This window comes from Wenyingzhuangia sp. 2_MG-2023 (assembly GCF_030548295.1).
Classification (GTDB): Bacteria; Bacteroidota; Bacteroidia; order Flavobacteriales; family Flavobacteriaceae; genus Wenyingzhuangia.
Map to the genome: position 1 here is coordinate 1 of NZ_JAUOSB010000158.1, position 245 is coordinate 245.

Here is a 245-nt window from a genome sequence, read left to right on the forward strand (position 1 = left end):
GGTTCTACCTGTTTGCTTCGTGTATCCAGTTTTCCCTCCTGTACAATATTCATAAAACTGTGTAAGCAGACGATTTTTATTTTTCCAGCTATATGATCTATTTTCAGAGATATAATTTTCCGAACCGCTTATTTCTTGAAATGTATTGTTTTCCATCGCATAGCGCGTAAGTATTGCCATATCGTATGCCGTTGAATAATGGGTTTCTGAATCAAGACCATGAGGGTTATCGAAATGTGTATTTG

At 36.3% G+C, this 245-nt stretch carries 1 pseudogene; it reads right to left on the bottom strand.

The features are described 5' to 3' along the window. Positions 1 to 245: pseudogene (locus Q4548_RS17320) on the bottom strand (D-alanyl-D-alanine carboxypeptidase); the annotation flags it as partial.